Raw genomic sequence first — 26,765 nt, forward strand, 5'->3', positions numbered from 1 at the left:
GCGGACCGGCCCCTGCGGCGTCTCCCGTCAGAACGAGCGCAGGTTCGCGCGGAGCCCGCCGCCGGAGTACTCCGCGCGCAGGATGCCGCGTCGGCGCAGGATGGGCACGAGCTCGTCCAGCATCCGGTGCACCGTGACGGGGTGCAGATCGCCCCACAGCAGCACGCCGTCGTTGCCCCACGTGCCGAGCTCCTCGATGCGGTCGGCGAGCTCGCCGGCCGTGCCGACGAAGCCGGAGCCGTCGCGGAGGCGCCCGAGGCGGGCGTGCGCCGTGAGGATCTGGCGGAGCGTCGCGTCCGGGCCGTGCGCGCCGACGAGGCGGCGGATGCTGCCGTGCGACACGTGCTCGCCGAACACGGCGAGGTCGAGCGGTGCGTCCAGGCTCAGCGCCGTGAGATCGGTCTCCAGGTCGCTGGACTGCCGCTCGGCGATCTGGAGCAGCGTCGCCTCATCGGGATGCGCCGAGGCGGCCACGAGCCGGTCGGCCTCCTCGGGCGATGAGGTAAGGACGGGCTGGATCGCGAAGAGGATCGTGACGTCCTCGGGGCGGCGACCCGCCGCGCGCGCGGCGTCGTGGATCTTCCCGCGGTAGCCCCGGATGCTCTGCTCGTCCAGCGGCGCGAGCGCCAGCTGGATGTCGGAGTTGTGGCCCGCGAAGCCGAGCCCGCGTCCCGAGCCGCCGGGGGAGACGATGACCGGCTCGCCGTCCGTGAACGGCACGAAGTTCAGCGGCCCGTCGAACGCGAAGTGCTCGCCGCGGTGCGGGACGGCATCCAGCCGCGTGCCGTCCGCGTAGCGGCCCCGCACCGGGTCGGCCAGGAGCGCGTCATCGGGCCAGCTGCGCCAGAGATCCCGGATGCCGCCGAGCCACTCCTCGGCGCGGTCGTAGGCGGCATCGTGGCCGAGCGGCGGTGCGGCGCCGAAGTGGCGCGCGCTCCCGGTGTCGGTGACGACGTTCAGGCCCAGCCGGTTCCCGCTCAGGTGCTGGAGCGTCGCGAACTGGCGCGCCGCCGTGTAGGGCAGGTACGCCGCGGGGTTCACGGTGGGCGCGACCCCGAGGTGCTGCGTCGCGGCGAACAGGTAGGGCGCGAGGAGCAGCGGGTCGAGCTTGGGACCGCCGAACGCCTGCCGGACGCGCAGGTCGATGGTCGTCGGGGAGCCGAGCGAGGGCGCGTCCTCGATGATGAGGAGGTCGAAGCCGGCCTGCTCGAGGGCGCGGACGGCATCCTGGTAGAGCGCGGGCTCGGTCCACCGGTAGTTCCAGTCCAGGTACGGGTGCCCCCACCCGTGCGGGCCGAAGCCGCGCGCGAGGAACCACCCGAAGTGCTGGAGCCGGCTCACGCGACCACCCGGTCGGCGCTGTCCGCCGTGGCCGCGGCGACCTCGTCGAGCGCGCGGCCGAGGTCGGCGATGAGATCCCCGACGTCCTCGATGCCGATCGACAGCCGGAGCGTCCCCGGCTCCACGCCGTGGGCGCGCTGCTGCGCCGCCGTGCGGTGGGTGTGGCTCGTGGACGCGGGGTGCAGCACGAGGGAGCGCACATCGCCCAGGTGCGTCATGTGGGTGATGACCCGGAGGCCGTCGACGACGGACCGCGCGGCCGCGAGTCCGCCCCGGAGCGTGACCGTGAACACCGAGCCGAAGCCGCCCCGCAGGTAGCGCTGCGCGGTGGCGTGCGTCGGGTGGGACTCCAGGCCCGCGTGGTCCACGCGGGCGACCTCGGGACGACCCTCCAGCCACCGGGCGACCGCGAGCGCGTTCTCGCTCTGGCGCTGCACCCGCAGGCTCAGCGTCTCGACGCCCTGGCCGATCAGGAACGCGTTCAGGGGCGACGGCGTCGGACCGAAGCGGGGTGCGACGCTCTCCCGCAAATAGGCGATGCGCGCCCGTCCGCCGTGCCGCTCCCACAGGCTCGGGCCGGCGGCGGTCGCCGTCAGATGCGGGAACCGTCCCGCCGCGCGGGCGGCGTCGAAGCGGCCCTCGTCGACGATGACTCCGCCGAGCACCGCGCCCTGCCCGGCGAGGAATTTGCTCGCCGAGTGCACGACGACGGCGGCGCCGTGCTCGAGCGGCCGCACGAGGTACGGGGTCGCGAAGGTGTTGTCCACGACGAGGGGGATGCCGTGCTCGTCCCCGACCGCCGCGACCGCCGCGATGTCGAGGACGTCGTTGCGGGCGTTCGCGATCGACTCCGCGAGGAGGACCCGCGTCGAGGGGCGGATGGCGCGTCGCCACGCGTCCGGGTCGGCGATGTCGTCCACGAAGTCCACGGCGATGCCGAGTCGGGCGAAGTTGTCGAGCAGCAGACCGCGGGTGCCCTCGTAGATGTGCGTCGAGCTGACGATGTGCTCGCCCGCCGCGACGAGGCCGAGGAGCGCGACCGTGATCGCGGCCTGGCCGCTCGCCAGCAGCAGCGCCTCCGCGCCGCCCTCGAGCGAGGCGAGCTTGCGCTCGACGGCATCCACGGTCGGGTTGCCGGTGCGCGTGTAGCCGAAGCCGTCGCCGACCCCGAAGTGCGCGGCCGCGTCGTCGAACGAGTCGAAGGTGAAGCCGGCCGTCAGGTGGATGGGCAGGGCGCGCGGCGTCGCCGCGACGGCATCCGACCCGATGTGCACCTGCCGCGTCGTGAACCCGGCGTCCGTTCCCGCTCCCACGGCGTCCTCCTGTCGCGCTTCCCGTGCTCAGCGTCCCACGCCGGAGTGTCCGGCGCCGGGGATTGCGACGCGGTGTTACGCCCCGCGGCGGGCGGGCGGCGCGCGGCACGGTGGTATTCTGGCCGCGTGCGGATCGCTCGCCTCCTTCTTAGCGGCCGCGACGAGACCTCGTTCTGAGCCCGTCCTCGTCGCGGAGTCCGTCGCGGGCGTGATCCCCTTTCTGGAGAACGAGACACCATGAGCACTGCGATTCCCGATCGTCCCCGCACCCTCGCCGAGAAGGTCTGGGACGACCACCTCGTCGTCAAGGGCGAGGGCGGCGAGCCCGACCTCATCTACATCGACCTGCACCTCGTGCACGAGGTGACGAGCCCGCAGGCCTTCGACGGCCTGCGCGCCGAAGGACGGCCCGTCCGGCGCCTCGACCTCACGATCGCGACCGAGGACCACAACACCCCGACGCTCGACATCGACAAGCCGATCGCCGATCTCACGAGCCGGACCCAGATCGAGACGCTGCGCCGCAACGCCGCCGAGTTCGGGATGCGCCTGCACTCCCTCGGCGACAAGGAGCAGGGCATCGTCCACGTCGTCGGGCCCCAGCTGGGTCTGACCATGCCGGGCATCACGGTCGTCTGCGGCGACTCGCACACCTCGACGCACGGCGCCTTCGGCGCCATGGCCTTCGGCATCGGCACGAGCGAGGTCGAGCACGTGCTCGCGACCCAGACGCTGCCGCTGAAGCCCTTCAAGACCATGGCGATCACGGTGGAGGGGACGCTCAAGCCGGGTGTCTCGGCGAAGGATGTCATCCTCGCCGTCATCGCGAAGATCGGCACGAACGGCGGCCAGGGCTACGTCCTGGAGTTCCGCGGCTCCGCGATCCGCGCGCTCTCGATGGAGGGCCGGATGACGATCTGCAACATGTCGATCGAGGCCGGCGCCCGCGCCGGCATGGTCGCCCCCGACGAGACCACGTTCGCCTACCTCCAGGGCCGGCCGCACGCGCCGGCCGGACAGGACTGGGACGACGCCGTCGCGTACTGGCGGACGCTCCCCTCGGACGAGGGCGCGGCCTACGACGCGGAGGTCTACCTCGACGCCGACGAGCTGGAGCCCTTCGTGACCTGGGGCACGAACCCCGGCCAGGGCGTGTCGCTCTCCGGCGTCGTGCCGACGCCGGAGGACTTCGCCGACCCGAACGAGCGCGTCGCCGCGCAGCGCGCGCTGGAGTACATGGACCTCGTGGCGGGCACCCCGCTGAAGGAGGTCCCAGTCGACGCCGTGTTCATGGGCTCCTGCACCAACAGCCGGATCGAGGACCTCCGGCAGTTCGCCTCGATCATCCGCGGGCGCTCGAAGGCGGACAGCGTGCGGGTCATGGTGGTCCCCGGCTCGGCGCGGGTGCGCCTGGAGGCCGAGGCCGAGGGCCTGGACAAGGTGTTCACCGACTTCGGGGCCGAGTGGCGCTTCGCCGGGTGCTCGATGTGCCTCGGCATGAACCCCGACCAGCTCGCGCCGGGGGAGCGCTGCGCGTCCACGAGCAACCGCAACTTCGAGGGACGGCAGGGCAAGGGCGGTCGCACGCACCTGGTCTCCCCCCTCGTCGCCGCGGCCACGGCCGTCCTCGGCCGGCTCGCGAGTCCCAGCGACCTGCCCGTTCTGACCGGGGCGGAGGCCTGACATGGAGAAGTTCACGACGCACACCGGTGTCGCCCTGCCGCTTCAGCGCTCGGCCGTCGACACCGACCAGATCATCCCGGCCGTCTACCTCAAGCGGGTCACCAAGACCGGCTTCGAGGACGCCCTCTTCGCCACCTGGCGGCAGGACCCCGAATTCATCCTCAACCAGCCCGCCTACGCCGGCGCGTCGATCCTGGTCGCGGGACAGGATTTCGGCACCGGCTCGAGCCGCGAGCACGCCGTCTGGGCGCTCCGCGACTACGGGTTCCGGGTCGTCCTGAGCCCGCGGTTCGCCGACATCTTCCGCGGAAACGCGGGCAAGCAGGGGCTCGTCACGGGCGTCGTCACGGATGCCGACCTGGAGGCGATCTGGGCTGCCATCGACGCCCACCCGGGCACGGACATGACGGTCGACCTTGAGGCGCGCACCGCCGTTATCGGCGATCTCCGAGTCGCTTTCGAGATCGACGATTACACTAGGTGGCGGCTCCTCGAGGGACTCGACGACATCGGGCTCACACTGCGGAACGAAGAGAAGATCTCGCAGTTCGAGGCGCGCCGTGAGGCGTGGCGGCCGCGGACGATACCCGTCCCGTAGCCCGAACAGCCCGTCCCACATCCTGCGGACGCGGCCGAGTTCCCTCGAACGACAAGTGAGGTCCACCGGATGAACACACTGCTGAGTGCGTCGGCGACGCCGAACCCCGGAGACGGGGAGGGCGAACTGCTCGGAGAGGTCCTCTCGATCCGGGGCGGCCGACCGCTCACCGGTCGTGTCGACGTCAAGGGGGCGAAGAACCTCGCCACGAAGGCGATGGTGGCGGCGCTCCTCGGGGAGGACGTCAGCGTCCTCCGCGACGTCCCGGACATCAGCGACGTGCAGGTGGTGCGCTCGCTCCTCGAGGTGCACGGCGTGACCGTCGAGGACGACGGCGAGGGCGTGCTGCGGCTCGACCCGCGCGGCGCCGTGTCGGCGCACATGGAGGAGATCGACGCCCACGCGGGTGCGTCCCGCATCCCGATCCTCTTCTGCGGACCGCTCCTGCACCTGCTCGGCCAGGCCTTCATCCCCGATCTCGGCGGCTGCCGGATCGGCGACCGCCCCATCGACTTCCACCTCGACGCGCTGCGCGCGTTCGGCGCGATCGTGGAGAAGCTCCCGAGCGGCATCCGCCTCTCCGCTCCCGGTGGCCTGCGCGGTGCGGACATCGAGCTGCCCTACCCGAGTGTCGGCGCGACGGAGCAGGTGCTCCTGACGGCGGTGCGCGCGAAGGGCACCACCGAGCTGCGCAACGCCGCGATCGAGCCCGAGATCATGGACCTCATCGCGGTGCTGCAGAAGATGGGCGCGATCATCTCCTACGAGCCCAACCGCGTCATCTTCATCGAGGGCGTGGACTCGCTCCGCGGGTACGACCACCGCTGCATCTTCGACCGCAACGAGGCCGCCTCCTGGGCGTGCGCCGCCCTCGCGACCGACGGCGACATCTTCGTCGGCGGAGCGAAGCAGCAGGAGATGCTCACCTTCCTCAACGTGTTCCGCAAGGCCGGCGGCGACTTCGACATCGCCGAGGACGGCATCCGCTTCCGCCGCGGCGGGGCCCTGCGGCCCGTCGTCGTCGAGACCGACGTGCACCCCGGCTTCATGACCGACTGGCAGCAGCCGCTCATCGTCGCACTGACCCAGGCCGAGGGCGAGTCCATCGTGCACGAGACCGTGTACGAGAACCGGCTCGGCTTCACCCGGGCGCTCGTCCAGATGGGCGCCGACATCGTCGTGCACCCCGAGGGCATCGCGAGCTCGGACCGTCGGGTCCCGCGCCGCGCCCTCGAGCAGGCCGCCGTCATCAAGGGTGCGACGCCACTGCACGGCGCCGACGTCGTCGTCCCGGACCTCCGCGGCGGGTACAGCTACGTCATCGCCGCGCTCGCGGCGGAGGGGCAGTCGACCGTCCGCAACATCGGCATCATCCGGCGCGGCTACGAGAAGTTCCTCGACAAGCTCGCCGCCGTCGGCGCCGACTTCGACGTCATCGGATAGTCCGTGCCGCGCACCCCACGGCGGCGGGCATCCGCCGAGAAATCCACGCCCAGTGTGTACTGGCCGGCCGCGGCCATCGTGGTCCCGGCGGTCGGTCTGATCGCGAAGATCGAGATCACCGGCGGCGAGCACCTTCCCCAGGAGGGCCCCTACGTCCTCGCCCCGAACCACTACAGCGAGTTCGACCCGGTGATCATCGCCGTCGCGACGTGGCGGCTGGGGCGTGCTCCGCGCTTCATGGCGAAGGAGAGCCTGTTCCGGGTGCCGGTGCTCGGCCCGCTCCTGACCTCGATGGGCATGGTGCCGGTCGCGCGGGCGTCCTCCGCAGCCGGGGCGCGCCAGACGATCGTGCAGGCCGCGTCACTGGTCGAGAAGGGCCGCGGCGTCATCGTGTACCCGGAGGGCTCCCTCACCCGCGACCCCGACCTCTGGCCCATGCGCGGCAAGACCGGCGCGGTGCGCCTCGCGCTCGAAGGCGGCATCCCCGTCATCCCCGTCGCGATGTGGGGTGTCGAGCGGATCCTGCCGCGCTACGGGAAGCTCAGCCTCTGGCCGCTCCGCAAGCGCGTCCAGGTGCGGCTGGGTCCGCCCGTCGACCTCGACGCGTATCGCGCGACGACGACGCCCACGAACCTCGTCGCCGCGACGGACGTCGTCATGGCCGACATCTCCCGTCTCCTCGGCGAACTCCGCGGCCTGACGCCCCCCGCGCAGCGCTGGAACCCGTCCGAGCACGGGCAGAAGGAGACGGGTCGCCTTGAGTCGTAGGCAGGATGCCGCCATGCCCCGCGTCGCCGTCATCGGCGCCGGCAGCTGGGGGACCACGTTCGGCAAGGTGCTCGCCGACGGCGGCGCGCAGGTCGTGATGTGGGCGCGCCGGGCCGAGCTCGCCCAGGAGATCAACGAGGGAAAGCGCAACACCGAGTACCTCCCGGGCGTGAACCTGCCCCGGTCGATGACCGCGACCCCGCACCTCTCCGACGCCCTCGAGGGCGCGACGCAGGTCTACCTCGCGATCTCCAGCCAGGCGCTTCGCCAGAACCTCAAGGCGGTGCGACCGCTCGTCTCGAACACCGACGCCCCGATCGTGTCGCTCATGAAGGGCGTCGAGCAGCGCTCGGGCCTGCGGATGAGCCAGGTCATCGAGCAGGAGCTGCACTGCGATCCCTCCCGCATCGCGGTGGCCTCGGGGCCGAACCTCGCCCTCGAGATCGCGCGCGAGCAGCCGACCGCCGCCGTCATCTCCTCGACGAGCCAGGAGACCGCCGAGGCGGTCGCCCGGCGCGCCCGGAACGCCTACTTCCGCACGTTCGTGAACACCGACGTCATCGGCACGGAGTTCGGCGGAGTCCTCAAGAACCTCATCGCCGTCGCGATCGGCATCGTCGACGGCGTCGGCTACGGCGAGAACACGAAGGCATCGATCATCACGCGCGGTCTCGTCGAGATGACCGACTTCGCCGTCGCGCAGGGCGCGCAGCCCGAGACGCTGCAGGGCCTCGCCGGCCTCGGCGACCTCATCGCCACGTGCCAGTCGCCGCTCAGCCGCAACAACACGGCGGGACGTCTCCTCGGCCAGGGGTACAGCTTCCAGGACGTCGTCAAGCAGATGAACCAGACCGCGGAGGGGCTCGCCTCGGTCGCGCCCATCCTGCAGCTCGCCCGGGATGCCGGCGTGCACATGCCGATCGTCGAGCAGGTCAAGATGGTCCTGGACGGCACGATGAACCCGCGCGACATCGCGCCCCACCTGACAACGGACGATGACCAGCCCAAGGGCGAGAGGACGCAGAATGGACAAGGCGGCAGTGGCGGTGCTCTTTGGAGGTCGCTCCAGCGAGCATTCGATCAGCTCCGCAACGGCCGGGGGAGTGCTCCGCGCGATTGACCGCGAGCGCTACCGCGTCATCCCGATCGGGATCACCCGCGAGGGCGCCTACGTCCTCGAGGACGACGAGCCGGACAAGTTCTCGCTCGATCCCGCGCACCTGCCCGAGGTCCGCGACAACGGCACGCGCATCATCTGGCCGGACTCCGCGTCCTCGCGCGAGCTGCGCGTCCGCGACGCCGACGGCGAGCGGTCGCTCGGCGAGGTCGACGTCGTCTTCCCGATCCTGCACGGCCGGTTCGGCGAGGACGGGACGATCCAGGGCTTCCTGGAGCTCCTCGACCTGCCCTACGTCGGAGCGGGCCTGCTCATGTCGGCCATCGGGATGGACAAGCACACCACCAAGAGCGTCCTGAAGGCCGCCGGCGTGCCGGTCGTGCCCTGGGTGACGGTCACGCGGCGCGATCTCGCGCGCGACCGCGAGCTGTGGCTGCGCCGCATCCGCGCCCTCGACCTGCCGCTCTTCGTCAAGCCCGCCCGTGCGGGCTCGAGCGTCGGGGTGTCGAAGGTGTCGGACCTCGGCGAGCTCGACGCGGCGCTGGACACCGCGTTCGCGGAGGACGGGACCGTGCTCGTCGAGCAGGCGGTCGTCGGACGGGAGATCGAGTGCGGCGTCCTGGCGTCCCGCGACGGCGGACTCCCGCGTGTGAGCGTCGCGGGGGAGATCGTCCTGGACGGCCGGGAGTTCTACGACTTCGAGGCGAAGTACCTCGACGTTCCGGGCGTCGCGCTCACGTGCCCCGCGGACCTGCGCGACGGCGAACTCGCCGAGATGCAGCGGATCGCCGCCCGCGCGTTCGAGGCGATCGGCGGCGAGGGACTCGCGCGCGTGGACTTCTTCTACACCGGCACCGACTTCTTCGTGAACGAGCTCAACACGATGCCCGGTTTCACCCCGATCTCGATGTTCCCGAAGTGCTGGATCGCGTCCGGGATGACCTACCCCGAGCTCATCACGGAGCTCATCGAGATCGCGCGCGCCGCCTGATCCGCGGATGCCGGCGTGCCGGCGTCAGGGGAGCACGGACGACGTCGAGGTGCACTGCCGCTCGCGCGGCAGTTGCTGCACCGCCGTGCCGAGACCGTCCAGAACGGTCGTCGGCGAGACGAGCTCGTTGTCGGTGAGCACCTCGACGGCCGGCGTCCGGCCGTAGCTCGTGATGCGGTAGCGGGGTGCCGCCGCGTCGTCGACGATCCAGTCGACGCCGGCGACCGTGATGCACTGCGCCTCGGTGGGTCCGGGCGACTCGACCCCGCACGACAGGAGGACGGCGGAGGGGTCGCCCCAGGCCGCCGTCGACTGCGCGTCGGTCCAGCGGCGCGGCTGAGCGTCCAGTGCGCCCGGGAGGCGCACCATGACCTCTGCGCAGAGCGGGTCGTTCGCCTGGTCCGCCGGCTGCATGGACACCGTCGCGGAGCAGCCCGCGAGCGTCAGTGCCGCCAGCACGGCCAGCAGGGCGACGGCGGGACGCGGGCGGGGCACCACTCCAGGCTAGCGTGGAGGCATGTCCGGGGATGACGAGGCGACGGTCGGCGGATCGAGCGAGCGCGAGGTGCTGGCGCGGATCCTCGGCGCGCTCCGCGGCTCGTCGCAGGCCCTCGTCGGGCCGGGGGACGACGCCGCCGTGCTCGCGGCGCCGGACGGACGGGTCGTCGTCACGACCGACACGCTCGTGCACGGCCCCGACTTCCGGCTCGCATGGTCGAGCGGCCGTGACCTCGGCTTCAAGGCGGCCGCCGTGAACCTCGCCGACATCGCCGCGATGGGGGCGCGTCCGACCGCGCTGTTCGTCGCGCTCGCGGCTCCCGAGGTGACGCGGCTGCGGTTCCTCGAAGACCTCGCGGCCGGCCTTCGCGAGGCCTGCGACGACCTCGCGCCCGGCTGCGCCGTCGAGGGGGGCGACCTCACGGTGTCGGACACCCTGACGATCGCCGTGACCGCCGTCGGCGTGCTGGAGGGTCGCGCGCCGGTCCTCCGATCGGGAGCGCGTGCCGGTGACGTCGTGGCGGTCGCCGGCGTGCTCGGGCAGGCGGCCCGGGGACTCGGCATCCTGTTCGACCGCTTCCGGGATGCCGCCGGAGAGCCGGTTCCCGTCGTTGACGCGATGCTCTCGGCGGACGAGCGCGGGGCACTGGCTGCGCAGCTGCGGCCGTCACCGCCCATCGGGCTCGGAGCGGTGGCGGCCGAGGCCGGCGCGACGGCGCTCATGGACGTCTCGGACGGCCTCGTGCTGGACGCGACGCGCATGGCGGAGGCATCGGGTGTGACGCTCGCGCTGGATGACCCGGGCGACCTGCTCGCGCTGTCCGGCGGCGAGGACCACGCGCTGCTCGCGACGTTCCCCGCGGCGACGGCGCTGCCGGACGGGTTCCGCCGGATCGGCGCCGTGCGGGGGAGCGGTGCGCATCCCGTGACCGTCGACGGGGCCGCGCCCACCGGCCGCGGCGGCTGGGACCCGTACCAGGACTGGGACGCGCACCGCGGCTGACCGGCGGCGGGGCCGGGGCGCATCCGCTCGCGGCCGCGAGAAACCACATCCGGCACGAGAAACCACGCGCGAGCCGGTTTCTCATGCTCGATCCGGTTTCTCGGGGGTTTGAGCCGAGGACAGGGAGCCTCAGGCGGTCGTCGCCCACCAGAGCGCGGTGTCGCCGTACCGCTTCGAGCGCTCGAGCGTCAGACCCTCGGGGAGCGCGGGCTCGGGAGAGCGCGCAGCGCGCTCGATGACCACGGTGGCGCCCTCCGCCAGGCGCGGCACCAGGAGCGCGAGGGTCGCGGCGACGGCCGCGTCGTCGACGCCCTCGTACGGCGGGTCCAGGAAGACGAGGTCGTACGCCGTCCGCGCGGCGTGCAGGAACGCGTCGGCGGTCATCCGGTGCACCCGGGCGCGCGCCTGCGGCACGGCCTTCGCGACGGCGCGCACGTTGCGCTCCGCGACGGCGGCGGCGCGCGGCGACTTCTCCACGAGATCGGCGGATGCCGCGCCGCGGCTCAGCGCCTCCAGTGCGAGGGCGCCGGACCCGGCGTACAGATCCAGCACGGCGGCGCCGCGCAGCCGGTCGGCGGCGTCGAGCGAGCCGAACAGCGACTCGCGGACCCGGTCGCTCGTCGGCCGGGTTCCGGCATCCGGCACCACGAGGGTGAGCGATCCGGCGCGTCCCGCGATGATCCTCGTCACACCTTCACGATAACGGCGCGGCGCTCTCGTCGCGCAGCCGCGGCTCGGTGCGCAGGTGCGGGCGCAGGCCCGCCTTGTCTGAGTAGAAGGCGCGGATGCGGTCCATGTCGGCGGAGACGTCGCCGGTGAGCTCGAACGTCGGGCCGAGGCCCGTCGTCATGGTCGTCCGATCCACGTAGCCCAGGGTCACCGGCATGCCCGCCTCGCGCGCGATCCGGTAGAAGCCCGACTTCCAGAACGCGTTCCCGCCACGGGTGCCGTCCGGTGTCACCACGAGACCGAAGACCTCGCCGTCGCGCACGCGGCCGACCACCTCCGTCACGACACGGGACGCATCGGCGCGGTCGACGGGGATGCCGCCGAGGCGGCGCATGAGCGGTCCGCGCCAGCCGCGGAAGAGCGAATCCTTCCCGAGCCAGCGGATCGGGATCTGCAGGCGCCAGGCGATCGCCAGCATGAGGACGAAGTCCCAATTCGAGGTGTGCGGAGCGCCGATGAGCAGCGTCGGCCGGTGCGGGGCCGGCTCCGTCCGCAGCCGCCAGCGGCTGACGGACCAATAGAGGCGGGCGACGGCGCGGCGGATCATGCTCACACAGTACGCGGGCGGGCCGAGCGACCGTCCCCGACGACTCCTAGACTCGTGGCATGCCGTCCGTGAGCCTCGAGTCCCGTCTCGACGGGGTGGTCGGGGGCAAGACGGCGTCGGCGCTGTCGCGCGCGTTCGGGATGTCGACGGTCGGAGACCTGCTCGACCACTATCCGCGCCGGTACGCCCGACGCGGCGAGCTGACCCCCATCGCATCGCTGCCGGTGGGGGAGCAGGTGACGATCGTCGCCGAGGTGCGCTCGGTCTCCGTCCGTCCCATGCGCGCCCGCAAGGGGACGCTGCTCGAGGTCGTCATCAGCGACGGGCACGGCACCGTCAGCCTCACCTTCTTCAACCAGGCCTGGCGGCAGACCGAGCTGGCGGTCGGGAGGCAGGGGATCTTCTCCGGCAAGGTCGGCGACTTCAAGGGGCAGAAGCAGTTCGCCCATCCCGACTACGAGATGTTCGACGACGAGGAGCAGGCGCGCACGAGCGCCGAGGCCAAGCAGAACCTCCCCATCCCGATCTACCCCGCGACGAGCACCGTCACGAGCTGGCAGGTCGCGAAGGTCGTGGAGATCGTGCTCGCCGTCCTCGGCGAGGTCCCCGATCCGCTTCCCGACGATCTCCGCGAGCGGCTCGGGCTGCTGGATGCGCGGACGGCGCTCGTGCGGATCCACGCGCCGGAGCTCCCCGACCAGATCGAGCAGGCGCGCGAGACGCTGCGGATGCACGAGGCGTTCGTGCTGCAGGCCGCGCTCCTGCAGCAGCGCCAGTTCGTGCGCGCGCTCTCGGCGACATCCCGCGCGGCCGGCGACCTCCTCACGCGGTTCGACGCCGCGCTGCCCTTCGAGCGCACCCCCGACCAGGTGGCGGTGGGCGACCGGATCGCGGCGGACCTGGAGGGCGCGTGGCCCATGAACCGGCTCGTGCAGGGCGAGGTCGGCTCCGGGAAGACCCTCGTCGCACTGCGCGCGATGCTCCAGGTCGCCCAGTCCGGCGGTCAGTCCGCCCTCATCGCGCCCACCGAGGTCCTCGCCGGTCAGCATGTCCGCTCGATCGCGCGGATGCTGGGCCCCCAGCTCGCGCCGGAGCTCATGCCGACGCTCCTCACGGGCCAGCTGCCCGCCGCCGACCGGCGGAAGGCGGCGCTGCGCGCGGCCGCCGGCCAGGCCCGGATCATCGTCGGCACGCACGCGCTGCTGAGCGAATCGACGACCTTCGCCGACCTCGGCCTCGTCGTCGTCGACGAGCAGCACCGCTTCGGGGTCGAGCAGCGGGAGACCCTGCGCGCGAAGGGCACCTCGCCCCACGTCCTCGTGCTGACCGCGACGCCGATCCCGCGCACCGTCGCCATGACCGTGTTCGGCGACCTCGACGTCTCCACGATCCGCACCCTGCCGGCGGGGCGCGCCGGCATCTCCAGTTTCGTGGCGCCGCTGGACGAGAAGCCCGGCTGGTTCGCGCGGGTGTGGGACCGCGTCGCCGAGGAGGTCGCGGCGGGACGCCAGGCGTTCGTCGTGTGCGCCGCCATCGACTCCGAGGCCCTCGCGAAGGACGCGAAGGACGACGGCGCCGAGCCGCCGACGCTCGAGGGGGAGCAGGAGCGCACGCGGTGGGGCGTCGTGCAGGTGCACGAGATGCTCGCGGGGCACGCGGCCTACGACGGCATCCGGGTGGAGATCCTGCACGGCAAGATGCCCTCCGACCAGAAGGACGCCGTGATGCAGGCGTTCGGCCGCGGCGAGATCGACGTGCTCGTCGCCACGACTGTCGTGGAGGTCGGCGTCGATGTGCCCAACGCCTCGACGATGGTGATCCTCGAAGCCGATCGGTTCGGGGTCTCGCAGCTGCATCAGCTGCGCGGCCGGGTGGGTCGTGGCGAGATCCCCGGTCTCTGCCTCCTCGTGACGGAGGCGCCCCAGGGCACACCGGCGCGCGCGCGGGTCGAGGCCGTCGCGGCGACCACCGACGGCTTCGAGCTCGCCGAGGTCGACCTCGAGCTCCGTGGTGAGGGCGATGTCCTGGGCGACGCGCAGTCGGGCGCCCGCTCGTCGCTGCGCCTGCTCCGGGTGGTCGCCGACGCCGACCTCATCGCGATGGCGCGCGCGGCCGCGGAACAGGTCCTCGACGAGGATCCCGCCCTCCAGCGGCACGCCGGCCTCGCCGCGGCGATCGGGCGCCGCGTCGGCCAGCAGGAGCGCGCGGCGCTGGCCAAGAACTGACGCGCCCGGCCGATAGGCTCGACGACATGAACAACCGGATCGCCGTCGTCCCGGGATCGTTCGATCCGCCGACGCTGGGTCACATCGACGTCATCCGCCGCGCCGCGGCGCTGTACGACGAGCTGCACGTCCTCGTCGTGCACAACCCCGGCAAGGAGGCGATGCTGCCGATCGCGCAGCGGTTGAGCCTGCTGGAGCAGTCCATCGCCGAGGAGAACGTCGACGGCAACGTCATCGTCGCCTCGTGGAGCATGGGGCTCCTGGTCGACTACGCGACCGACGTCGACGCTGGCGTGCTCGTGAAGGGCATCCGCTCGCAGGTGGACGTCGCCTACGAGACCCCCATGGCGATCGTCAACCGGCACCTCGCGCAGATCGAGACGGTGTTCCTCCTGCCGGACCCGGCGCACGCCCTCGTCTCCAGCAGCCTCGTCCGCCAGGTCGCGGCGCTCGGGGGCGACGTGTCGCCGTTCGTCCCGGGACCCGTCGCGCGGTTCCTCGACACCGGGTCCCGCGGCCTCTGACCTGCGCGCCGGACCCCGGTGGGCTCTGCGCCGACTAGCATTGACGACCGTGGTCAGAAAGCATATGAACGGTCCGTTCGTCCTGTCGGTGCGCGACATCTCGCACCGTGCGGGCGAGATGCGCGAGCATGACCTCGAGGTCGCCGCGCCCGCCAAATGGGGCGAGGGCCTGGTCTCCGTCCCGCAGGGCGAGCCCATCGAGATCGCCGTGCGGCTGGAGTCCGTCCACGAGGGGATCCTCGTCACGGCGGACATCGCGACGGAGTACTCGGGCGTGTGCGGCCGCTGCCTCACCGACATCACCCAGCCTGTCGAAGTCGAGATTCAGGAGCTCTTCGGGTATCCTGGATCGGAAGCGACTGACTTCGAGGTTCAAGACGACCACGTGGATCTTGAAACTCCGGTCAGGGATGCGATCGTCCTGTCGCTTCCTTTCCAGCCGGTGTGCCAGCCGGATTGCCCCGGCCTCGATCCGGCCACGGGTGTGAAGCTGGCGCCGGATGCCGAGCCGGAAACTCCGATCGACCCGCGTTGGGCCACGCTGAAGGCCCTCACCCCAGACCACGACGACGAGGCAGCGCGCCCCGCCGCCGACGACACAGAGAAGAGCTAGCCATGGCAGGTAACCCCCCGAAGCGGAAGGTCTCCCGCTCCAACACTCGTTCGCGCCGCGCGCAGTGGAAGGCGGCGCCCATCACGCTGACCACCACCGTGGAGAACGGCAAGGTCGTCTACAGCCGCCCGCACCAGGCCAAGGTCGTCACCGACTCGCAGGGCACGGAGCTGTTCCTCGAGTACAAGGGCCGCAAGGTCGCCGACGTCTGATCCTCGCGGCCCGCGCCGTGACTGACGTCTCGCTCGAGCACCAGGTGCTCACCGACAAGCTCGGGGTCGACATCGACCCCGAGCTTCTGTCGCTTGCGCTCACGCATCGCTCTTTCGCCTACGAGAACGGCGGGATCGCGCACAACGAGCGCCTCGAGTTCCTCGGGGACTCCATCCTCGGCCAGGCCGTGACGGTGCACCTGTACACCCGGCACCCGAGCCTGGAGGAAGGGGCGCTGGCCAAGCGCCGCGCGAGCGTCGTCTCGACCGTCGCGCTCGCGGAGGTCGCGCGCGGCATCGGGCTGGGAGCGCACCTGCGCCTCGGTCGCGGTGAGGATCAGACCGGCGGTCGCGACAAGGACTCGATCCTCGCCGACACGATGGAAGCCGTCATCGGCGCGACGTTCCTGTCGGCGGGTCCGGATGCCGCCACGACCCTCGTCCTGCGCCTCGTCGCGCCGCTCATGGCGGATCCGGAGCGCTACGGCGCCGCGATGGACCCGAAGACCAGCCTGCAGGAGCTCGCCGCGCGCATGAACCTCGCGCCGCCGCAGTACGCCGTCGTGGCCGCGGGGCCCGACCACCACCGCGTCTTCACCGCCACCGTCGCGGTCGGCGACGTCCTCCGCGACGGCCGCGGCAGCAGCAAGAAGCAGGCCGAGATGGCCGCCGCCCTCGCCGTCTGGCGCGAGCTGTCCGCCCGAGCCTGAGGGGCGCCGCCGGTGCCCGAACTGCCCGAGGTCGAGGTCGTCCGCGCCGGCCTCGCGCCCGCCGTGTCCGGTGCGACGGTGCTCGGCGTCGCGGTCCTCGACGAACGGGCGCTCACGCGGCACGCCGGCGACGGCGCCGATTTCGAGCGCGCCCTCACCGGTCGCGTCCTCCGCACCGCCGCCCGCCGCGGCAAGTTCCTGTGGATGCCGGTCCACGGCGCCGGCGAAGCGGTCGTCGCCCACCTCGGGATGAGCGGTCAGCTGCTGCTGCGCGCCCCGGGCAGCCCGCCGGAGCGCCACGAGCGCGTCCGCCTCGACATCGCGCATCCGGACCACGGCGATCTCGCCGTCGTCTTCGCCGACCAGCGCACGTTCGGCTCGCTCGCGCTCGACGCCCTCGTCCCGACGGCGGACGGTGCGGCGGGCGGATGGGGCACCGACGAGGCCGTCGTCCCCACCCAGGTCGCGCACATCGCACGGGATCCGCTGGATCCGGCCTTCGTCGACGCGGCCTTCGTCGTCGCGGCGCGGCGGAAGCGGTCGGCGATCAAGCGCATCCTCCTCGACCAGACCGTTGCGAGCGGCATCGGCAACATCTACGCGGACGAGGCGCTGTGGGCCGCCCGCATCCACCCGGAGACGCCCGCGGCGGACATGTCGACGCGGGCGCTGCGCCGGCTCCTGGCCGAAGTGCGGAGCGTCCTGGAGAAGGCCCTCGCGGAGGGCGGCACGAGCTTCGACGCCCAATACGTCAACGTCAACGGACAGGCGGGCTACTTCGCGCACTCGCTGAACGCGTACGGACGCACGGGGCAGCCGTGCCCGCGGTGCGGGCACCCGATCGTGCGGGTCGGCTTCATGAACCGCTCGAGCCACTACTGCGCCCACTGCCAGCGGCGCCCCCGCGCGGTCAGCTGACCCGCTGCCAGGCGCCCGCGACGGTGAGCGGCGTGAAGCCGAGCGCTTCGTTCACGTCCAGCATGGGCCGGTTCTCTTCGGCGTTGAACGTCGTGATCATCGGCGACTGCGGCACGAGCTCCCGCCAGCGCAGGATGTTCGCGCACTTGACGAGCGTGCCGAGCCGGTGCCCGCGGTGCTCGCGGAGGACGAGCGTGCCCCACTGGTTCGTCGGGCGCGTCCGGTCGGCCCCGATCGTGAGCTCGTTGTAGGCGACCAGGCGCCCCGTCGGGAGGTGCTCGATGACGGCGACCGAGACCAGGACGCCTCCGGCGCCGAGCCGCTCGTCGCGGCGGGTGACCCGCTCGGCATCCCACGTCTCCTCCGTCACGGTCAGTCCCGCGAACGGGGCATCCGTCGACATGCGGGAGATGACGTGCGCGAACTCGTCCCGCCAGCGCGCCGGCGTCGGCGACGTCCAGGTGAGGAGGCGGTATTCCGGCCCGGCCGCCGCCTCCGCCGCCGTGAGCAGCTCGCCGACACGGTCCAGCGGCGCCGTCAGATCCAGGATGCTGTTGCGCTCGACCTGCTGCAGCGTGAAGCCGTGGTCCCGGTAGAAGCGCGAATACCGGTCGACCGGCACGGAGCCGAATCCCGTGGGGGAGGGCATCCGCTCGCCGGCGGCATCCGCGCGGTGCAGCGTGTAGGTCTGCACATGCGTTCGTCCGAGGCCCTCGGCCTCGTCGAGGACGCGCGCCAGCAGCGCGTCCTCGACGGCGCCGTCGCGCGCGTCCGGCAGTGCGAGCAGGTCGAACTCCAGTTCGGTGGCGCCGTCCTCCCGTGGGGCGGTCAGCTGCAGGGCGCCGACCGGAACCTCGTCCTGCCAGGCGAGGAAACCGGCCTGCACCCGATCGGTCTGATCCTGCCAGGCCGGCAGCATCTCGGCGGCGTCCCAGCGCAGGTGGTCCAGGCCCAGGTCGTGGTGCAGGGCGGTGTTGAAGATGTCGGCCATCGCGAGGAACTCCCGACCGTCGTCCCCGTCGAGGCGCTGAGGCACCACGACGGGGACGACGGACGGGCGGCCGGTCCGCAGGACGGTCACGGAAGGACCTTCTTCCATGCCCCGTTGTACGACACCGGAACGAAGCCGATGGCCTCGTTGATGTCCAGCATCGGTCGGTTCTCCTCCGCGTTGTAGGTGATCACCTTCGGGGAGTCCGGCGCGATCTCGGCGTGCCACGTCGCGAGGCCCGCGCACTTCACGAGCTGACCGAGCTTGTGGCCGCGGTGCTCCTTGAGCACCAGGGTGTCCTCCTGGCTCGTCGGGAGCGTGCGGTCCGGCCCGATGGCGAGTTCGTTGAAGGCGACGATCGTGCCGGACGCGATGTGCTGCGCGACCGTGACGAGCACGGTGCGCCCACCGTCGATGTAGCGCTGCTCGTGCAGCCGCACGCGCTCGGCGTCCCAGGTCTCCTCGTCGAACTCGAGCCCGGCCGACGGGGCATCCGTCGACATCCGCGACTTCGTCCACGCGAAGCCGTCGATGTACTCCTCCGGCGTCGGCGGGCTCCACTGGAGCACGCGGTAGTCCGTCGACTTCGCCTCCGCCTCGGCGAGCAGCCGCTGCACCGTCGAGGCGGAGGTCACGAGGTCGAGCTGGCTCTTGCGCTCGATCTGCTCGAGCCGGTAGCCGTTGCGCAGGTAGAACCGCGCGACGTCGTCCTCCGGGATCTCCCCGAAGCCCGTCGGCGCGGCCAGCCGCGGACCCGGAGCGTCGGGGTGCGTCGCCCAGGACTGCAGCACGGACCGGCCGTGCTCCCGTGCCGCCTCCTCGACGAGCGCGTACCCCGCCGCGCCGATGCCGCGCCCGCGGTGCGAGCGCTGCAGTTCGACGAGCCAGTAGGCGTTCTTCGACCCCTCCTCGAGCGGGATGTCGACCCCGACGCGGCCGACGATCTGTCCGTCGGCCACGGCGAGCCACATGAGCCGGATCTCGTGCGGGTCCGGCTCGTAGTGGGGCAGGAGCTCCTGAGCGGTGAGGTCGTCGTCCGCGTTGCCGTTGATCTCGGCGTAGACGGCATTGCGCACGCGCACCATCTCGACGAAGTCGGCGTCGTCCGCGTCGCCGATCGCGGCGGGGACGGTGAGGCGCCGGAACTCGACGCCCGTCGTCGTTGCTGTCTTCATGTCATGTCCCTTGTTCAGGATGCCGGCGCGGCCGGTCATCGGCTGGTCGGGAGGAGGAGGCGCCTGCGCGCCCACTCGCGTTCGCGGATCCGGCGGTCGTGCAGGAGCTGGTGCGCCTGCGCGCCGACGGCGCGGTCCCGGGTGTCGGTCGGCCGCGTGCTCCACAGGAGCAGGGCCAGGGCGATCCGCATCGCGATGCGGTCGGGGAGGGACGTGCGCGGGGCACGGCCCGGAAGCTGCAGCGGATCGGGGATGCCCGACGGGCGCTGCGGCGCGAGAAGAGTACTCATGGTTGTTCGCTTTCCGAGTGGGTGTGAAGGGATGCCGCGAAAGCGGCGGAGATCGTGCCGCAGCACGAAGGCGGATGGCCGAGCGTCGATCAGGACTGCGCCTGATCCACAGCCGCCGGGGGCCTGAAGAGGACGGAGTCCTCCTGTGCAGGCGTCAGGCGACGGTGCGAGCGCTCAGGCTCTGGAAGGCGCCGAAGGAGCGGGTCCCCGGACGGACGCGGGCCGGAGCGAATGCTCCGGTGGTGGCGGTGACTGTCATCATTTCGGGGACCTCCTTTCTCGACTTCAGACGCGATCTGTGACGATAGACCCGACTCGCCCTCCGCGTCAAGAGGGGACGGTGCACGGTGGGCTACGGTGGACCGGACACTCACGTCGGGAGGCTGGCCGGATGCACCTGAAGAGCCTGACGCTCAAGGGCTTCAAGTCGTTCGCGCAGCCGACCACGTTCGCCCTCGAGCCGGGCGTCACGTGCATCGTCGGACCCAACGGTTCGGGGAAGTCCAACGTCGTCGACGCGCTCGCCTGGGTCATGGGCGAGCAGGGCGCGAAGACCCTCCGTGGCGGCAAGATGGAGGACGTCATCTTCGCCGGCACCGCGACGCGCGGTCCGCTCGGCCGCGCCGAGGTGCAGCTCACGATCGACAACAGCGACGGCGCGCTGCCGATCGAGTACAGCGAAGTGACGATCAGTCGGACGCTCTTCCGCAACGGCGCGAGCGAGTACGCGATCAACGGCGACACGTGCCGTCTCCTGGACGTGCAGGAGCTGCTGAGCGACTCGGGTCTCGGGCGCGAGATGCACGTCATCGTCGGACAGGGGCGCCTGGACACCGTCCTGCAGGCATCGCCGGAGGAACGTCGCGGCTTCATCGAGGAGGCTGCCGGCATCCTCAAGCACCGCCGCCGCAAGGAGAAGACGCTCCGCAAGCTCGACGCCATGGAGGCGAACCTCACGCGGCTGAGCGACCTGGCGGGGGAGCTCCGCCGCCAGCTGAAGCCCCTCGGCAAGCAGGCGGAGATCGCGCGGGAGGCCGCGACGATCGCGGCCGTCGTCCGCGACGCGAAAGCGCGCCTCTACGCGGATGATCTCGTCTCGCTGCGCACCCAGCTGGCAGACCACGCCCGCAACGAGCAGGAGCGGCACGGGGAGCGCCTGGTCCTGCAGGACGAGGCTGAGCAGCTGAAGGTGCGCGTCGAGGCGCTCGAGGCCCAGCAGCGGTCCGAGCTCGTCGACAAGGCACGCGCCGTCGCGTTCTCCCTCGAGCAGGTGCAGGAGCGCCTGCGCAGCCTGCACTCCCTCGCCGGCCAGCGCCTCGCGCTGCTCGAGGACGACGGACAGCTCGCTCTCGAGGTCGCCACCGTCGGCCAGGCCACGATCGACGACGCGCGCGCCGAGATCGACGAGATCGCGAGCGGGCTGGGCGCAGCGCAGGACGCCGCCGCGGCGGGATCGCGTGACGTGATCCGCGCGCGCGCCGAACTGGACGCGCTCGACGTGGACATCGCCGCGCAGAGCGCGCTCGTCTCCGAGCACGACATGCGCCTGACGGCGCTGCGGGGCACGGCGGAAGCCGCCGCCTCGCGCCTGGACGCCGTCCGCGCCGCCGTGGAGCGCCAGCAGCGCGCGCTGGATGCCGCGCTCCAGCGCCGCGACGAAGCCGCCGACGCCCTCGCGGGCGTCGACCCCGACCTCGTGCCGGAGGGGTCGTCCGCCGAGCACGCCGCCGCCTACGAGCGCTCCCAGCGCGAGGCCACCGAGGCCGAGGCGCGGGTGAGCGGCCTCCGCGAGCGGCTGCACGCCGCAGAGCGCGAAGTCGAGTCGCTCACGGCGCAGACCGCCGCCCTCGGTCGCGCCCTCGATGTCCGCAACGCCGCCGCGTCGCTCATCGCGCAGGGCGGCCGCGGCATCCGGGGACTCGTCGGCGACGCCGTCAAGGTGACCCCCGGCTACGAAGCCGCGATCGCGGCCGTCCTCGGACCCCTCGCCGAGGGGGTGCTGGTCGACGACGTCGAGGCCGCGCTCGAGCTGGCGCGCGCCGCACAGGGCGCCGACTTCGGGTCCGTCGACATCGCGATCGCGGATGCCGCAGCCCTGTCCCCGGTGCTGTCCGGACGGGACGGCGTCGTCTCGGCTCGCGACGTCGTGACCGCCCCGGAGGGCGTCCTCGGCGTCCTCGCGCACGTCGCGATCGTCGAGGACCTCGACGCCGCGCACGCGGCGGGGCGCGCGCTGGCCGAGCGCGAGACCGGCGGTCCGGTCACGATCGTCACACGCGCGGGCGAGCTCGTCACGGAGTACACGATCCGCGCGGGATCCGGAGCCGGGCGCTCGCGTCTCGAGCTCGCCGCGGAGCGCGACGCCGCCGCCGACCGACTCAGTGAGATCGCCGTCGTCGCCGACTCCCTCCGGGAGGCGCTGTCCGACGGACAGTCGGCGTGGGACGACGCGCGCCGCCGCACCCGCGAGGCGCTGCAGAGCCTCCGCGCGCACGACGCCGCGCTCGCGGCGCACACCGAGCAGGTCAACCGGGCGACCGTCCGCCACGAGGCCGCCCTCGCCGAATGCGAGCGACTGGATGCCGGCGTCCGCCAGGCGCAGGCCGCCGTCGCCGATGCGGAGGCCTCCGCACGTGCCGCCGATGCGGCTCTCGCCAAGGCCCAGGACGCCCCGCGCCCGATCCTCGACGCGTCCTCGCGCGACGAGCTGCTCGCCGCTCTCGAAGGCGCCCGCGACGCCGAGATGCGCGCACGACTCGACGTCGAGACGCTCAAAGAGCGCGTCCGCGCCGGCGAGGCGCGCGTCGCCCAGCTCGAGCGGCAGCGGGAGCGCGAGCGCGCCGCCGCCGAGGAAGCCGCCCGCCGCGCCGTCATCCGCCGCGCGCAGCGCGAACTCGCTGCCGAGGTCGCCGATCAGCTGCCGCCCCTCCTGGAATCGGTGGACCGGTCGGTGACGCAGGCGCGCGTCGAACTCGCCCTCGCCGAGCAGTCCCGCACCGCGGTGACCGCCGAGCTCGCGCAGCTGCGGGCGCAGGACGCGACGGTCCGGGAGCGTCTCAGCCGCCTCACCGAGAGCGTGCACGGCCTCGAGCTCCAGATGCACGAGAAGCGTCTGCACGTCACGAGCCTGCTCGAGCGCATCGCGTCCGAGCTCAGCCTCGACGAAAACATTCTGATTTCGGAATATGGCCCGGATCAGGATGTTCCCGCCGATAGCGACGACGGTGAACCCGTCGCCTACGACCGCGACCGCCAGCGCAAGCGCCTCGCCGAGGCCGACCGGAAGCTGGGGCAGCTCGGTCGCGTCAACCCGCTCGCGCTCGAGGAGTTCGCCGCCCTCGAACAGCGGCATGCGTTCCTCACCGAGCAGCTGGCCGACCTGACGCAGACCCGCACGGACCTGCTCACCATCATCGACGAGCTCGACGAGCGGATGCAGACGATCTTCCTGGCGGCGTTCGAGGACACGAGGGCCGCGTTCGGCGAGGTGTTCCCGATCCTCTTCCCGGGTGGGGCCGGCAGCATCTCGCTCACGAACCCGGATGAGCCGCTCACGACCGGCATCGAGGTCGCGGTGCGCCCCGTCGGCAAGAAGATCGAGCGGCTGTCGCTCCTCTCCGGCGGAGAGCGGTCGCTCGCCGCCGTCGCGCTGCTGACCGCCATCTTCAAGGCGCGGCCGAGCCCCTTCTACATCCTCGACGAGGTGGAAGCCGCCCTCGACGACGCGAACCTCGGCCGACTCCTCGGGGTCTTCGAGCAGCTCCGCGAATCGAGCCAGCTCATCGTCATCACGCACCAGAAGCGCACGATGGAGATCGCCGACGCGCTCTACGGCGTCTCGATGCGGCAGGACGGCGTCTCGGCCGTCGTCGGCCAGCGCGTGCGCGAGCGCGAAGCCGTCTGAACCGTAGGCTGGAGTCATGGCGGAGAACTCCTGGTCGCTCGGCCGCGCGCTGCGCGGCATGTTCGTCAAACCCACGATCGACGAGACGACGTGGGAGGACCTCGAGACCGCGCTGCTGACGGCCGACTTCGGGCCGGACATCACCGAGCGCCTCGTCGACGAACTGCAGGCGAAGGTCGAGCGCTTCCGGACGACCGATCCGCGCGACCTGCAGCGGATGCTGAAGGAGACGCTCGAGGAGCACTTCGCGAAGTTCGACACGACGCTGCGCCTCACCGAGCGGCCCGCCGTCGTCCTCGTCGTCGGCGTCAACGGCGTCGGGAAGACGACCACGATCGGCAAGTTCGCGAAGTACCTGCAGCGCTTCGGCCGCTCCGTCGTCGTCGGCGCGGCCGACACGTTCCGCGCCGCGGCCGTTGACCAGCTCGCGACGTGGGCCGAGCGCGGGGGAGCGGCGATCGTCCGCCCGCAGCAGGAGGGCCAGGATCCGGCATCCGTCGCCTTCCAGACCATCGAGTACGCCAAGCGGACGGGTACCGAGATCGTCCTCGTCGACACCGCCGGACGGCTGCACACCAAGGGCGGGCTGATGGACGAGCTCACCAAGATCCGTCGCGTCATCGAGAAGCAGGCGCCCATCAGCGAGGTGCTGCTGGTGCTGGATGCCACGACCGGTCAGAACGGCGTCATGCAGGCGGAGGCGTTCCTCCAGCACGCCGGCGTCACGGGCCTCGTGCTGACGAAGCTCGACGGGTCCGCGCGAGGCGGTTTCGTGCTCGCCGTGCAGGAGCGGACCGGAATCCCGGTCAAACTGCTGGGCCAGGGCGAGGGGATCGGCGACCTCACCGGCTTCACTCCGCACGTCTTCGCCGCGGCACTCGTCGACTGATCCGGCGAATCGGCGTGGCCGGGGTCGCGCCGGGGTCCCGAGGCTGGTTTCATGGGCGTATGGCGATCGAGCACGACTACTTCGGACTCCTCGAGTCCGGGCCCGACGGTTCGATCTTCTGGTCCGAGAGCGTTGACCTCGGCGACCAGAGGGTCACCGTCGACTTGACCGCGCCCGACCAGGACGACGTCTCCGCGGCCGCGCTCGACGTCGCGGCCGCCATGATCTCCTCCATCGAGGACATCGACATGCAGGCGCGCAACGCCATGGTCGACGAGCTCGACGATCGCACCAGCGAGGTCATCGAGTACATCCTCCAGCAGCAGGCGCAGCTCGGTGAGAGCATCGAGGACGTCCTCGTCGACATCTCCGGCGACGTGCACGTGGACATCATCCGGTCGCTGCAGCTCGTGAGCATGACGATCCTCGCCGACGAACACGGGGGCTCGGACCCCTTCGCCGTCCTCGAGTACGCGCTCGACCCGGACGCGACCGACGAGGTGCTGCTCGTGAACCTCACCTCCGACGGCGCCGTCCAGTCGGTCACGAGCGCCGACTGAGCCGCGCCGACGGAGCTCAGACCGCCTGGGCGAACGTCGTGTCGCCGCGGGCGATGTCGGCCGCGAGGTGCGCCAGGTCGTCGGGGATCTCGCGCCCCTTCGAGACCATCGACTGCGCCCAGAGCCGGCCCGCGCGATAGGAGGACCGCACGAGGGGTCCGGCCAGGACGCCGAGGAAGCCGATCCCCTCGGCCTCCTCCTTGAAGGCCACGAACTCGTCGGGCTTCACCCAGCGCGCCACCGGCAGGTGCCGGGGCGAGGGACGCAGGTACTGCGTGATCGTGATGATGTCGGTGCCGGCGTCGTGGAGGTCCCGCAGCGCCTGCACCACCTCCTCGGGCTCCTCGCCCATCCCGAGGATCAGGTTGGACTTGGTGATGAGGCCGGCGTCGCGGGCGCGTGTGAGCACGCCCAGCGACCGGTCGTACCGGAACGCGGGGCGGATGCGCTTGAAGATGCGCGGGACGGTTTCGACGTTGTGCGCGAAGACCTCGGGGCGCGCGGCGAAGACCTCGTCCAGCAGCGCCGGGTCGCCGTTGAAGTCCGTCGCGAGGATCTCCACACCGGTGCCGGGGTTGTCGGCATGGATGCGCCGCACCGTCTCGGCGTGCAGCCAGGCGCCGCCGTCCGGCAGGTCGTCGCGGGCGACGCCGGTCACCGTCGCGTAGCGCAGCCGCATCCGCTGGACGCTCTCCGCCACGCGACGGGGCTCGTCGGTGTCGTAGTCGGTGGGCTTGCCGGTGTCGATCTGGCAGAAGTCGCAGCGCCGCGTGCACTGCGAGCCGCCGATCAGGAACGTGGCCTCGCGGTCCTCCCAGCACTCGTAGATGTTGGGGCAGCCCGCCTCCTGGCAGACCGTGTGGAGCCCCTCCTCCTTCACGAGCGAGTGCAGCGCATGGTACTCGGGCCCGAGCTTCGCCTTCGTCTTGATCCACTCCGGCTTGCGCTCGATGGGCGTCTCGGCGTTGCGGACCTCGAGGCGGAGGAGCTTCCGCCCGCCCGGCGCCGCCGCGGCGGGGGTGCCTGCTCCGGTGCCGCACGCGCTCACGCGGCCACCTCCGCCGCCGAGACGGCTGCCGAGGCGGCGACGAAGGCGGATGCCACGGCGTCCACGACGTCGGCGGGGGAGAGGTGGACGCCGGCGGCCTCGCTCAGCGTCGTGACACCGGCATCCGCGATGCCGCACGGCACGATCCGGGAGAAGGCGGCGAGGGAGTTGTCGCAGTTCAGCGCGAAGCCGTGCATCGTCACGCCCCGCTGGACGCGGACGCCGATCGCGGCGACCTTGTCCTCGGACTGCGGGCGACGGACCCACACACCGCTGCGCCCCTCTACCCGGTGCCCCGTCACGCCGTACCCGCGGAGGACGCCGATCAGGATCTCTTCGAGCAGCCTGACGTGCGCGACGACGTCGACCGGCTCGGGCAGACGCACGATCGGATAGCCGACGAGCTGACCGGGACCGTGCCATGTGATCTTGCCGCCGCGGTCGACATCGACGACCGGTGTGCCGTCGGTCGGTCGTTCGTGCCGCGCGGTGCGGGCGCCCGCCGTGTAGACGCTCTCGTGCTCCATGAGCAGCAGAGTGTCGGGCCGCTCCCGCGCCACCACGCCGGCGTGCACCTCCCGCTGGAGCGCCCAGCCGTCGAGGTAGGGGACGAGGTCGGGCGCGAGGCCGACCGCCTGGACATCGAGCATGACGCTCCTCCACGGATCGCGGCGT

Annotated in this window: 26 protein-coding genes; 16 read left to right on the plus strand and 10 right to left on the minus strand. The window is 72.0% G+C overall.

Going from position 1 to position 26,765, the window contains the following annotated elements; all coding sequences use genetic code 11:
• Positions 1-27 precede the first annotated feature (27 nt).
• Positions 28-1,341 (minus strand): LLM class flavin-dependent oxidoreductase, encoded by a 1,314-nt coding sequence (locus QZL85_RS02705; RefSeq protein WP_295573288.1) that lies wholly within the window; start codon positions 1,339-1,341, stop codon positions 28-30.
• Positions 1,338-2,654: an O-acetylhomoserine aminocarboxypropyltransferase/cysteine synthase family protein gene (locus QZL85_RS02710; protein ID WP_295573291.1), complete on the minus strand. Its 1,317-nt coding sequence runs from the start codon at positions 2,652-2,654 to the stop codon at positions 1,338-1,340. The genes QZL85_RS02705 and QZL85_RS02710 overlap by 4 nt, the downstream gene beginning before the upstream one ends.
• Positions 2,655-2,891: 237 nt before the next feature.
• On the opposite strand from QZL85_RS02710, the gene leuC reads away from it, so the two are divergent.
• The 6 genes from leuC (at position 2,892) to QZL85_RS02740 (ending at position 9,254) form a co-directional block, all read left to right on the plus strand.
• Positions 2,892-4,337, plus strand: coding sequence for a 3-isopropylmalate dehydratase large subunit (leuC, locus tag QZL85_RS02715; RefSeq protein WP_295573293.1), 1,446 nt, complete (start codon positions 2,892-2,894; stop codon positions 4,335-4,337).
• A 1-nt stretch (position 4,338) separates the two neighbouring features.
• On the plus strand, positions 4,339-4,935 hold the full coding sequence (gene leuD / locus QZL85_RS02720) for a 3-isopropylmalate dehydratase small subunit (protein ID WP_295573296.1): 597 nt from the start codon (positions 4,339-4,341) through the stop codon (positions 4,933-4,935).
• 69 nt (positions 4,936-5,004) lie between these two features.
• Positions 5,005-6,378 carry a UDP-N-acetylglucosamine 1-carboxyvinyltransferase gene (gene murA, locus QZL85_RS02725; protein WP_295573299.1) on the plus strand — a complete coding sequence of 458 codons (1,374 nt, stop codon included), beginning with the start codon at positions 5,005-5,007 and terminating at the stop codon, positions 6,376-6,378.
• 3 nt (positions 6,379-6,381) lie between these two features.
• Positions 6,382-7,146, plus strand: coding sequence for a 1-acyl-sn-glycerol-3-phosphate acyltransferase (locus tag QZL85_RS02730; protein WP_295573301.1), 765 nt, complete (start codon positions 6,382-6,384; stop codon positions 7,144-7,146).
• 13 nt (positions 7,147-7,159) lie between these two features.
• Complete coding sequence (locus QZL85_RS02735) at positions 7,160-8,266, plus strand: NAD(P)H-dependent glycerol-3-phosphate dehydrogenase (protein WP_295573303.1); 1,107 nt, start codon at positions 7,160-7,162, stop codon at positions 8,264-8,266.
• A complete protein-coding gene (locus QZL85_RS02740) occupies positions 8,172-9,254 on the plus strand; it encodes a D-alanine--D-alanine ligase family protein (RefSeq protein ID WP_295573305.1) in 1,083 nt (360 codons plus the stop codon). The genes QZL85_RS02735 and QZL85_RS02740 overlap by 95 nt, the downstream gene beginning before the upstream one ends.
• 24 nt (positions 9,255-9,278) lie before the next feature.
• Here QZL85_RS02740 and QZL85_RS02745 read toward each other — a convergent pair whose 3' ends face one another.
• Positions 9,279-9,749 carry a DUF3515 family protein gene (locus QZL85_RS02745; protein WP_295573306.1) on the minus strand — a complete coding sequence of 157 codons (471 nt, stop codon included), beginning with the start codon at positions 9,747-9,749 and terminating at the stop codon, positions 9,279-9,281.
• A 22-nt stretch (positions 9,750-9,771) separates the two neighbouring features.
• Between QZL85_RS02745 and thiL the strand changes: the two genes are divergently transcribed.
• Positions 9,772-10,755 (plus strand): thiamine-phosphate kinase, encoded by a 984-nt coding sequence (gene thiL, locus QZL85_RS02750; RefSeq protein WP_295573308.1) that lies wholly within the window; start codon positions 9,772-9,774, stop codon positions 10,753-10,755.
• 129 nt (positions 10,756-10,884) lie between these two features.
• Here the strand turns inward: thiL and rsmD are convergent, their stop codons facing one another.
• Together rsmD and QZL85_RS02760 are read right to left on the minus strand one after the other, a co-directional pair.
• Complete coding sequence (gene rsmD, locus QZL85_RS02755) at positions 10,885-11,445, minus strand: 16S rRNA (guanine(966)-N(2))-methyltransferase RsmD (protein ID WP_295573311.1); 561 nt, start codon at positions 11,443-11,445, stop codon at positions 10,885-10,887.
• A gap of 4 nt (positions 11,446-11,449) precedes the next feature.
• Entirely contained in the window at positions 11,450-12,031 is a 582-nt protein-coding gene (locus QZL85_RS02760) for a 1-acyl-sn-glycerol-3-phosphate acyltransferase (protein WP_295573312.1), read from the minus strand.
• Positions 12,032-12,090: 59 nt separating this feature from the next.
• Here QZL85_RS02760 and QZL85_RS02765 point away from each other — a divergent pair, with 59 nt between their 5' ends.
• From QZL85_RS02765 to mutM, 6 genes are all read left to right on the plus strand, one after another.
• Complete coding sequence (locus tag QZL85_RS02765) at positions 12,091-14,256, plus strand: ATP-dependent DNA helicase RecG (RefSeq protein ID WP_295573313.1); 2,166 nt, start codon at positions 12,091-12,093, stop codon at positions 14,254-14,256.
• Between the two features lie 26 nt (positions 14,257-14,282).
• Positions 14,283-14,780: a pantetheine-phosphate adenylyltransferase gene (coaD, locus tag QZL85_RS02770; protein WP_295573315.1), complete on the plus strand. Its 498-nt coding sequence runs from the start codon at positions 14,283-14,285 to the stop codon at positions 14,778-14,780.
• Between the two features lie 64 nt (positions 14,781-14,844).
• Positions 14,845-15,393 carry a DUF177 domain-containing protein gene (locus QZL85_RS02775; RefSeq protein ID WP_295573317.1) on the plus strand — a complete coding sequence of 183 codons (549 nt, stop codon included), beginning with the start codon at positions 14,845-14,847 and terminating at the stop codon, positions 15,391-15,393.
• A gap of 2 nt (positions 15,394-15,395) precedes the next feature.
• The gene (rpmF, locus tag QZL85_RS02780; protein ID WP_028495421.1) at positions 15,396-15,605 is read left to right on the plus strand and encodes a 50S ribosomal protein L32; all 210 of its coding nucleotides are present in this window, start codon (positions 15,396-15,398) and stop codon (positions 15,603-15,605) included.
• Between the two features lie 17 nt (positions 15,606-15,622).
• A complete protein-coding gene (rnc, locus tag QZL85_RS02785) occupies positions 15,623-16,315 on the plus strand; it encodes a ribonuclease III (protein WP_295573319.1) in 693 nt (230 codons plus the stop codon).
• 12 nt (positions 16,316-16,327) lie between these two features.
• Positions 16,328-17,233: a bifunctional DNA-formamidopyrimidine glycosylase/DNA-(apurinic or apyrimidinic site) lyase gene (gene mutM / locus QZL85_RS02790; protein WP_295573321.1), complete on the plus strand. Its 906-nt coding sequence runs from the start codon at positions 16,328-16,330 to the stop codon at positions 17,231-17,233.
• Here the strand turns inward: mutM and QZL85_RS02795 are convergent.
• The 3 genes from QZL85_RS02795 to QZL85_RS02805 are packed head-to-tail and all read right to left on the minus strand — an operon-like array spanning position 17,226 to position 19,689.
• Entirely contained in the window at positions 17,226-18,314 is a 1,089-nt protein-coding gene (locus QZL85_RS02795; protein ID WP_295573323.1) for a GNAT family N-acetyltransferase, read from the minus strand. The genes mutM and QZL85_RS02795 overlap by 8 nt on opposite strands.
• Entirely contained in the window at positions 18,311-19,399 is a 1,089-nt protein-coding gene (locus tag QZL85_RS02800) for a GNAT family N-acetyltransferase (RefSeq protein ID WP_295573325.1), read from the minus strand. Before QZL85_RS02800 ends, QZL85_RS02795 begins: the two co-directional genes overlap by 4 nt.
• A 35-nt stretch (positions 19,400-19,434) precedes the next feature.
• The gene (locus tag QZL85_RS02805) at positions 19,435-19,689 is read right to left on the minus strand and encodes a hypothetical protein (protein ID WP_295573327.1); all 255 of its coding nucleotides are present in this window, start codon (positions 19,687-19,689) and stop codon (positions 19,435-19,437) included.
• 391 nt (positions 19,690-20,080) lie between these two features.
• Between QZL85_RS02805 and smc the strand changes: the two genes are divergently transcribed.
• Genes smc through QZL85_RS02820 form a run of 3 tightly spaced genes read left to right on the plus strand, consistent with a single transcriptional unit; the run spans position 20,081 to position 25,042 of the window.
• Positions 20,081-23,593, plus strand: coding sequence for a chromosome segregation protein SMC (smc, locus tag QZL85_RS02810; RefSeq protein ID WP_295573329.1), 3,513 nt, complete (start codon positions 20,081-20,083; stop codon positions 23,591-23,593).
• A gap of 16 nt (positions 23,594-23,609) precedes the next feature.
• Entirely contained in the window at positions 23,610-24,482 is an 873-nt protein-coding gene (gene ftsY, locus QZL85_RS02815; RefSeq protein ID WP_295573331.1) for a signal recognition particle-docking protein FtsY, read from the plus strand.
• A 59-nt stretch (positions 24,483-24,541) separates the two neighbouring features.
• Positions 24,542-25,042 carry a DUF2004 domain-containing protein gene (locus QZL85_RS02820; RefSeq protein ID WP_295573333.1) on the plus strand — a complete coding sequence of 167 codons (501 nt, stop codon included), beginning with the start codon at positions 24,542-24,544 and terminating at the stop codon, positions 25,040-25,042.
• A 16-nt stretch (positions 25,043-25,058) separates the two neighbouring features.
• Here QZL85_RS02820 and lipA read toward each other — a convergent pair whose 3' ends face one another.
• Positions 25,059-26,090, minus strand: a complete 1,032-nt coding sequence (gene lipA, locus QZL85_RS02825) for a lipoyl synthase (protein ID WP_295573335.1) — start codon at positions 26,088-26,090, stop codon at positions 25,059-25,061.
• Positions 26,087-26,740, minus strand: a complete 654-nt coding sequence (gene lipB, locus QZL85_RS02830; protein WP_295573337.1) for a lipoyl(octanoyl) transferase LipB — start codon at positions 26,738-26,740, stop codon at positions 26,087-26,089. The genes lipA and lipB overlap by 4 nt, the downstream gene beginning before the upstream one ends.
• Positions 26,741-26,765: the final 25 nt, after the last annotated feature.

The organism is uncultured Microbacterium sp., from assembly GCF_900078385.1.
GTDB lineage: Bacteria > Actinomycetota > Actinomycetes > Actinomycetales > Microbacteriaceae > Microbacterium.

Coding starts and splice junctions, on each gene's coding strand:
- leuC (WP_295573293.1), top strand. CDS start 2,892: ATGAGCACTGCGATTCCCGATCGTCCCCGCACCCTCGCCGAGAAGGTC.
- leuD (WP_295573296.1), top strand. CDS start 4,339: ATGGAGAAGTTCACGACGCACACCGGTGTCGCCCTGCCGCTTCAGCGC.
- murA (WP_295573299.1), top strand. CDS start 5,005: ATGAACACACTGCTGAGTGCGTCGGCGACGCCGAACCCCGGAGACGGG.
- QZL85_RS02735 (WP_295573303.1), top strand. CDS start 7,160: ATGCCCCGCGTCGCCGTCATCGGCGCCGGCAGCTGGGGGACCACGTTC.
- QZL85_RS02740 (WP_295573305.1), top strand. CDS start 8,172: ATGGACAAGGCGGCAGTGGCGGTGCTCTTTGGAGGTCGCTCCAGCGAG.
- thiL (WP_295573308.1), top strand. CDS start 9,772: ATGTCCGGGGATGACGAGGCGACGGTCGGCGGATCGAGCGAGCGCGAG.
- QZL85_RS02760 (WP_295573312.1), bottom strand. CDS start 12,031: ATGATCCGCCGCGCCGTCGCCCGCCTCTATTGGTCCGTCAGCCGCTGG.
- QZL85_RS02765 (WP_295573313.1), top strand. CDS start 12,091: ATGCCGTCCGTGAGCCTCGAGTCCCGTCTCGACGGGGTGGTCGGGGGC.
- coaD (WP_295573315.1), top strand. CDS start 14,283: ATGAACAACCGGATCGCCGTCGTCCCGGGATCGTTCGATCCGCCGACG.
- QZL85_RS02775 (WP_295573317.1), top strand. CDS start 14,845: ATGAACGGTCCGTTCGTCCTGTCGGTGCGCGACATCTCGCACCGTGCG.
- rpmF (WP_028495421.1), top strand. CDS start 15,396: ATGGCAGGTAACCCCCCGAAGCGGAAGGTCTCCCGCTCCAACACTCGT.
- QZL85_RS02800 (WP_295573325.1), bottom strand. CDS start 19,399: ATGAAGACAGCAACGACGACGGGCGTCGAGTTCCGGCGCCTCACCGTC.
- QZL85_RS02805 (WP_295573327.1), bottom strand. CDS start 19,689: ATGAGTACTCTTCTCGCGCCGCAGCGCCCGTCGGGCATCCCCGATCCG.
- smc (WP_295573329.1), top strand. CDS start 20,081: ATGCACCTGAAGAGCCTGACGCTCAAGGGCTTCAAGTCGTTCGCGCAG.
- ftsY (WP_295573331.1), top strand. CDS start 23,610: ATGGCGGAGAACTCCTGGTCGCTCGGCCGCGCGCTGCGCGGCATGTTC.
- QZL85_RS02820 (WP_295573333.1), top strand. CDS start 24,542: ATGGCGATCGAGCACGACTACTTCGGACTCCTCGAGTCCGGGCCCGAC.
- lipB (WP_295573337.1), bottom strand. CDS start 26,740: ATGCTCGATGTCCAGGCGGTCGGCCTCGCGCCCGACCTCGTCCCCTAC.